Annotated in this window: 3 protein-coding genes; all 3 read right to left on the reverse strand. The window is 71.8% G+C overall.

The features are described 5' to 3' along the window. A partial coding sequence (locus ACWJ6R_RS24950) for a condensation domain-containing protein (protein ID WP_449064560.1) occupies positions 1-1,067 on the reverse strand: 1,067 nt, incomplete at its 3' end. Next, a complete protein-coding gene (locus tag ACWJ6R_RS24955) occupies positions 1,022-1,747 on the reverse strand; it encodes a phosphopantetheine-binding protein (protein WP_449064561.1) in 726 nt (241 codons plus the stop codon). The genes ACWJ6R_RS24955 and ACWJ6R_RS24950, both read right to left, overlap by 46 nt. 39 nt (positions 1,748-1,786) lie before the next feature. Further along, positions 1,787-8,272, reverse strand: a complete 6,486-nt coding sequence (locus ACWJ6R_RS24960) for an amino acid adenylation domain-containing protein (protein WP_449064562.1) — start codon at positions 8,270-8,272, stop codon at positions 1,787-1,789. Between the last annotated feature and the right edge of the window lie 2 nt (positions 8,273-8,274).

Consider the following 8,274-nt stretch of genomic DNA (forward strand, 5'->3'; position numbering starts at 1 on the left):
GCCCGCTCCGCCAACTCCCCGTACGTCACCACACCCGCATCCGACACCAGCGCGGTGCGCTCGGGCTGGTACCTGGCCCAGGAGAAGAAGCCGTCGTGCAGCAGGCCCTCGGGCAGCGGCCCGGACGTGTCGTTGACCTGCTCGCGGACGAACTCCTGCTCCATCGGCAGCGCGACGGGGGCGGGGGCCGACCAGTCGCCCTCCGCCAGCCACTCCAGCAGCCGGCCGTACGCGTCGAACATCGCGTCGAGCACGCCCGCCGGGAACAGCTCCTCCACCGCGTCCCATGCCAGGTGGAGTCCGCGCTCGTACTCGTTGACCTGGTGGTCGAGCCAGACCTGCGGCGTCTGGGTGATCATCCATCCCGGCTCGCCGAACGCCTCGCGGACCTCGGGAACGATCAATTCGGTGCCCAGGTTGCAGGCGAAGACGACCGGCGCCCCGGTGTGCCCCCCTTCCCGGGCGAGGTCGCGCAGCACCTCGACGCCGGAGTAACCGGTGTGCCGGACGTCCGCGCGGAACCTGTCCTGCAGGGCCCCGGCCCGCTCCGCGAACGGCAGCGTCTCGGACAGGTCGGCGGCCAGCAGGACGAGGTCGGTGAAATCGGCCACCATGTCGGCCACGTCGGGATGGACGGTCTCGTCGCGGTCGAACAGCGGCACGTTGACCAGGAAGCGCGGCTCGCTGCTCCAGGCGGCGAGGATCTCGCAGTAGGCGGCGGCGAGCACCATGGCCGGGGTGAGCCCGTGCGCGCGGGCCTGCTCCTGGACCCGCTGCCACGCGGCGCGGGGGAGCCACCGCTCCCGCCGGACGAACCGGGGCCGGGCGACCCTGCCCGGGTCGAGCGCGAGCGGCAGTCCCGGCGCGCCGGGCAGCTCGGGCAGGCGGCCGAGCCAGTACTCCCGGTCCCTGGCGTGCTCCCGGGACCGTTCCGCGTCACGCGCCGCCAGATACCGGGGGAAGGAGCAGGCCGGCGGCGCGGGCGGGTGGCCGGGGTCCAGGTAGAGGCGCGCCAGGTCCCTCAGCAGGATCTGCAGGCCGAGCACGTCGGCGACCAGGAAGTCCACCTCGAAGTGGATCCTGCGGCGGCGCCCGGCAGCAGCGAGAGCCGGACGTCGAAGACCTCACCGCGGGAGGCGTCGAACCGGCGGTGCGACAGCTGCTCCCGCAGGCGCTCGGCGGCGTCCTCGCCGAGCTCCGACAGGTCGTGCACGGTCAGGCCCGGCCACGGGCTGGTGTCCATGATCTGCTGCGTGCCGTCGTCGTGGAAGACCGCGCGCAGCATCCCGTGCCGGTCGATCAGGGCGCGGACGGCCCGTTCCAGTCTCGCCGGGTCGACCTCGGAGCCGTCGAACTCCAGGTAGGCGTGGCAGCCGACGCCGCCGATGACCTGGCCGTCCGCGCGGCCGATCCAGTAGGCCAGCTGCACGGGGGTGAGCGGGAACGCGGCCGTCTCGTCCACGCTCGGTCCCCGCTCGGCCGGGACGGACGGCACGGCCGCCGACAGCCGCGAGCCGACCAGGGACCACCAGGCCGTGAGCGTGAGCTCCTCCGCCAGCTCGGCGAAGACGACGCGGGCTCCCGCGCGGCGCCAGCGTCCGGCCAGCCGCATGGCCCGGAGCGAGTCCAGGCCCAGGCTGACCAGGTCGGCGTCGTCGCCGACCTCCGGCGGGCTGATGCCGAGCTGCTCTGCGATGTCGGCGCGCATCGACTCCATCGTCAAGGTGCTGACTGCGTTTTCTTTCATCACAGCGAGAGCCCAGCCTTCGTATCGTGTCTGACGGTTTCAGCCGGCGGTGGCCGCGCGGAGCCTGCGGGCCAGGCCCGCGGGCGTCGGTTCCTCGAAGATGTCCTTGAGCTTGAGCCGGACCCGGGTCTCCCGCTTGATCTCCTGCAGGAGCTTGACGGCCAGCAGCGAGTGACCGCCCAGGGCGAAGAAGTGGCTGTCCGGCCCCAGGTCGGTGCGGTTCAGCATGGCCTTCCAGAGCGCGACCAGCGAGTCGGCCAGCTCGTCGCCGCTGCCCTCCGGGAGGTCGGTCACCTCCGGTCCCGCCGCGACGCTGCGCAGCTCGGTGGCCAGGCGGCGCAGCGCCGGATAGTCCACCTTGTCGTTGCCGGTCATCGGGAAGGAGTCCAGCGCGACGTACTCCTGCGGCGTCGCCGCGTAGGGAAGCGACGCGCTGACGTGCTCCCACAGCTGCGAGGTCACCTCTGGCCGCTCGGGGGCCGTCACGAACGCCCACAGGACCGCGTCGGCGCTGGGGTCGCCGACGACCACGACCGCCGCCGCCCGGACCTCCGGGTGGGCCAGCAGCACGCCCTCGACCTCGGCGAGCTCGATCCTGTTGCCGCGCAGCTTGATCTGGCGGTCGAGCCTGCCGAGGATCTCCAGCCGGCCGTCCGGGGTCCACTGGGCCAGGTCGCCGGTGCGGTAGAAGCGTCCGTACCAGGCGTGCGTGCCGAACCGCTCCGCGGTCAGCTCGGGGCGGTCGTGGTAGCCGACGGCCAGCCCGTCACCCGCGATGCACAGCTCCCCGCGGGTCCCGATCGGCAGCGGGCGGCCGTCGGGGTCGGCCACGTACACCTTCGTGTTCGCGATCGGCACGCCCACGTCGACGCGGTCGGCGGCGGGATCGATCCGTCCCGCGGTGGACCAGATCGTGGTCTCGGTCGGGCCGTACACGTTGTACAGCTCGCACCCGGTCGCGGTGAGCCGCCTGGCCAGTACGGCGGGCATGGGTTCGCCGCCGCACAGCACGCGCCGGCCGGCCAGCAGCCCGGCGACCTGGTCGATGACCAGCCGCCATGTGGTCGGCGTGGCCTGGACGACGGAGACGTCGTGGCGGAGCAGCGCCTCGGCGAGCGGTTCCCCCTGCGTGCGGGCGTCGTCGGGTGCGACGGCCAGCCGCGCGCCCGACGTGAGCGGCAGGAACAGCTCCAGGGCGGAGATGTCGAAGCTGAACGTGGTCAGCCACAGCACGGTGTCGTCGGCGTCCACCGCCAGCTGGTGCGCGAAGTGCGCGATCAGGTTGGCGAGGCCGCGGTGATCGATCAGCGTCCCCTTGGGCAGCCCGGTGGAGCCGCTGGTGTAGATCAGGTACGCGCGGTCTCCCGGCGCGACGGGACTGGACCGCAGCACCTTCCCGGCCACCGGCGTCACCGAGTCGACCGCCACGAGGGGCAGGACGGTACGGTCGCCGGGAACGGTGATCCCCTCTCCGGCGAGGACCACGGCGGCGGCGGAGTCGTCGAGCTGGTAGTCGAGGCGCTGCCGGGGGTGGTCAGGTTCGAGCGGCAGGTAGGCCGCCCCGGCGAGCCACACGCCGATCGCCGCGGCGGCCAGCTCGGGACCGCGCCGCGCCAGCAGCGCGACGACGTCTCCTGAGCCGACCCCGGCCTCCACCAGCCGGTCGCGGGTGGCCTCCGCCGCGGCCCACAGCCGGCGCAGGCCGATGCGGCGCTCGCCGTCGAGAACCGCGTCGGTGTCCTCGGCGGGCGCGCTCGACACCCGGCCGGCGATCATCTCCAGCACGGTCGCGGGTGTCACGGTGCGTTCCGTGGCGTTGGCCATCTCGATGGCCGCCCGGTCCTGGTAGCACCAGACGGGCGTCTCGCCGAGCGGCCGGTCGGGCTGCTCGGCGAGCGTGACGAGCATGTCGTCGAAGCGGGCCAGCAGCAGCTCCACGTCGGTCCTGTCGAGGACGCCCACGCAGAACACGGTCCTGACCTTGATCGCCTCCGGGGTGGAGGTGACGAAGAACTCCAGGTCGAACTTGCTGTAGCCGTTCTCGATGACCACCTGCTCGGCCGGTACGCCGTCCAGGACGAATTCCGCGCCGAGGTCGGCCGGGATGTAGTTGAAGGTGTGGCGGAAGAGGTTGTTGCGCCAGCCCTCGCGTGAGACGAGCTCCAGCATGTCGTCGACGGGGTAGTCGGCGTGCGCCATGGCCTCCATGAACGTGCGGCGCGTCTGGCGCGCGTACGTGCGGAAGCTCTGCGCCCAGTCGACCTGCGTGCGCAGGGTCAGGACGTTGATGTGGTATCCGATGGCCAGGCCGGCCTCGGGCGGGCGGACGCTGACGGGTGAGCCGACGGTGAGGTCGGGGCCCGCGCCGTGGGCGGCGAGCAGCACGCCGTACGCCGCCAGGAGGATGACGGACTCCGGCGCGCGCAGCTCGCGCTGCATCTTCCGGACCGCCTTGCAGGCGGTGGGAGAGAGCTCCCAGTTGATCACATCGCCTTCGAGCGTGGTCTGGGAGGCTTCCGGCTTCTCGCACCACAGATCCAGTTCGGTGGCGCTGAACCCGGCCAGCTTCTCGCGCCAGAAGTCCGCGCTGCGCGGATCGGCGGCCGGTTCCTCCCAGGCCGGTACGACCGCGGGCTCGGGCACGTCACCCGCGGCCAGGCCGTTGTAGAGGGTGATGAGCTCGTTCAGCAGCAGCGCCGCGGACAGCCCGTCGAAGATCACGTGATGGATCGCCAGGCAGTAGAGCTCGCCCTCCGGCTCCTCGATGACCGCGGCCCGCACCAGCAGCTCGCCCTCGGGCTGGAACGGCCGGGCGAGGAACCCCGTCAGCCACCCCCGCGAGGCTCCGGGACCGCCCTCCTCGATCCGGAGGTCGATCTCCTCGGGCCGGAGGACCTTCCGCATCATCCCCTCGGCCTCGACGCGGAAGACCGTGCGCAGGATCTCGTGGCGGTGCAGCAGGCGGTTGACCGCTTCCAGGACGAGAGGGCGCCGCAGCCTCCCCGCCGCCCTGAAGGCCACGCTCAGGTTGTTCACCCCGGTTCCGGGGACGAGCTCTTCGAGCATCCACAGCGCCTGTTCCTTGCGTGTGGCCCGCTCACCCAGCATCTGCTCCATGGTCATCTCTCCAGTACCTTGGTAACGGCCCGGGCGATCTCGTCGGATCTGAACAGCTCGGCGTGGCTCTCCTCGAACCTGAGCTCCTCGGCCACCAGCCCGTCGCCGACGGTGCCGCGCAGCTTGTTCAGTCCGTTGTGCGGGGTGGACGAGCTCACCGCGGTGGCCCGCAGCCAGCCTTCCCAGGGCTGGAACCGGTCGGCCAGGCTCATGAAGGACAGGAAGGCGCTGAACGTGCCGAGCATCTCCTCGGCGTACTCCATGTCGAGTCCCGCCCGTTCGAAGGCGTTGTGGGCGATCTGACTGAAGGTGCCGTAGAGCTGCGCGGCGTATCCCTCGATCGTGACCCCTTCCTGCTGGACCAGCCGGTCCATGGCCTCCCGGGTCACGACGACGTCCTCCTCCGTCAGGATCGAGGAGAGGATGTCGAAGACCTTGCCGAACTGGAAGTAGATGTTCTCCAGGCTGGTGGGCTCCGGATCGAAGACGACGAGCGCGGGCGCGCGCTCCTGCGCCTCGGCGAGCCGGGCGACGAGTTCCCCGGCGTAGACGGCCCCCACGCAGTAGCCCATGACCGCGCGGACGGTCCGGCCGCTCGCCATGACCGGTTCGAGCCACGAGCGGAGATAGCCCGGCCCGTCGATGCCCGAGTCGGGCGCCACCCCGGGGGGAGCGACGTGCCAGAAGGTCGCGTCGAGGTCCATCCGTGCGACCAGGTCGGGGAAGCCGGCCTCGGCGCGGCCGGTTCCGGTGAAGTCGACGCAGAGGACGAGATCCGACGAATCGGATTCTTTCAGCGCCGTCCAGGTGGTTACCAAATTCATGATCACTTCCTTGGCTAGGAGCCTCCGCCCTCGAGGCGAGTTGAATCAGGAGGTCGGCGTCCATGTCGTCGATCGCCTCGGCCTCGGTCGGGTTTCTCGTGTCGCCGTCGTCGAGGCCGGCCAGCCGGAACAGGCCGTCCAGCAGCCCGGCCTCCCGCAGCCGTGAGACGGGGATGGTCGTCAGGAGCCTGCGTACCTCGGCATCGCTGTGCGCCGTGGTCGCCTCGGCCGCGGCCACGGCCGGGAAGAGCTGCTCCAGGACGAACCGGGTCAGGGCATGAGGGGTCGGGTAGTCGAAGATGAGAGTGGCCGGCAGCCGCAGGCCGGTGGCCGTACTGAGCCGGTTGCGCAGCTCGACCGCGGTGAGCGAGTCGAAGCCGAGATCCTGGAACTGGCGCTGCGGCTCGACCGCCGAGCCGCCGGCGAATCCGAGGACCGCCGCCACCTGGTCGGCGACGAGACCGGACAGGGTGGCGTGGAGCTGCTCCGGTTCCATCGTGGCCAGACGTTCCGACAGCGCCTGGGTCGGGCGGGTACGGCGGGGCTGGGAACGCGTTCCGGTCTTGGTGAACCGTGCGGGGACGAGCACGGGCCGGTCGGCGCGGAGGGCGGAGTCGAACAGCGCCAGCCCTTCCGGTACCGACAACGGTTTGACGCCCGCCCGCTCCATCCGCCTCAGGTCGGATTCGCTGAGGTCGCCCGCCATGCCGTCGTCGGTCTCCCACAGTCCCCAGGCCAGGGAGAGGGCGGGTAGTCCCTGCGATCGGCGGTGCGCCGCCAGCGCGTCCAGGTAGGCGTTGGCCGCGGCGTAACTGGCCTGGCCCGCGCTGCCCAGCACTCCGGCGAGCGAGGAGAACAGCACGAAGGCGGACAGATCGAGGTCCCGGGTCAGCTCGTGCAGGTACCGGGCCGCGTCGGCCTTCGGCCGCAGGACGGCGTCGAAGCGCTCCGGGGTGAGGGATCCCACGATCCCGTCGTCCAGTACTCCGGCGGTGTGCACGACACCGGTCAGCGGGACCGACGCGACCAGTCGCGCCAGTTCCTCGCGGTCGCCGACGTCGCAGGCCCTGATCTCCACCTGTGCCCCGAGTCCGGTCAGCTCGGCCATCAGCTCGGCGGCTCCCGGGGCCTGCGCGCCACGCCGGCTGGCCAGCAGCAGGCGCCGGACGTCGTGGGCCGTCACCAGATGCCTGGCCACGACCGCACCCAGCCCACCGGTGCCACCGGTGATCAGCACCGTGTCCTCCGGACCGAACACCGGCCGTTCATCGCTGGGAGCCTCGGTGCGGCTCAAGCTCGGCAGCAGCAGCCGTCCGGCCCGTACGGCCACCTGAGGCTCTCCCGTGGCCAGCGCCCGGCCGACCGCGTCTCCGTCCAGCGATTCCGCGTCCGCGTCCGGGTCCGTGTCCTTGTCCAGGTCCTTGTCCAGGTCCTTGTCCAGGTCCAGCAGGACGAACCGGCCCGGCTGCTCGGCCTGTACCGCCCGCACCAGACCCCACACCGCGGCCTGCACCGGATCCGGCCTCTCGGCCGCGACCGCGTGCCGGGTCACCAGCACCAGACGCGACGACGCGAACCTGTCGTCGTTCAGCCACTCCTGCACCAGGCTCAGGACCTCGTGCGTCACCGCATGGAGTTCTCCGGCCGACGGGCAGGTGACCAGCACCGCCTCGGGCGGCTCCGCAACCGAGTCCAGGCGACCCCCCGCGTCCAGCAGCATCCAGCGGGGCGGTTCCGTGTCCGTCCCGGCCGTGACGGCGGCCCAGTCCACCTGGTGCAGCGAGCCCTGACCGCTCGAAGCGGCCAGCTCGGAGGTGGACAGCGGACGCAGCGTGAGCGCCTCCACCTCCGCCACCGGAGCACCGGTGTCGTCGGCGATGGCCAGCGCCATGCTGGTGCCCCCCGTGCCGATGAGCTTCACTCGCAGGCTGGTGGCCGCTGCGGCGTGCAGAGACACTCCCGACCAGGAGAAGGGCAGGAAGGGCCGGCCCGGATCGGGTTCCGGCAGCAGGGCGCCCAGCGCCCCGGCGTGCAGCACCGCGTCCAGCAGTGCCGGATGCACCCCGAACCGCACCGCGTCCGCATGCGCCTGCTCCGGCAGCACGACCTCGGCGAACACCTCCCCGGTCCGCGTCCACGCCCGCACCACTCCCTGGAATACGGGGCCGTACTCCAGACCGAGCTCCGCGAAATCGTCATACAGGTCGTCGACCGCCACCGGCCGCGCATCCGCCGGTGGCCACTGCGTGAGCTCGAACGCCGGCGTCGGCAGCTCGGCGGTCAGCAGACCCTGCGCGTGCTGAGTCCATTCGGTGGCGTCCTGAGCGCGGGAGTGGACGGTCAGCGGACGCGCTCCCGACTCCTTCGCCGCTCCGATCAGCACCTGGATCTGGGCGCTGCTCTGGGCCGGCACCACCAGCGGCGCCTGGATGGTCAGTTCCTGCAGATAGGAGCACCCGATCTCGTCGCCCGCCCGGATGGCCAGCTCGACCAGCGCCGCGCCCGGCACCAGCACTTGACCGCCCACCAGGTGATCGGCCAGCCACGGCTGCCCCGCCACCGACAACCGGCCACTGAAGACCACCG

Source organism: Planomonospora algeriensis, from assembly GCF_977012225.1.

Coding starts and splice junctions, on each gene's coding strand:
- ACWJ6R_RS24955 (WP_449064561.1), bottom strand. CDS start 1,747: ATGAAAGAAAACGCAGTCAGCACCTTGACGATGGAGTCGATGCGCGCC.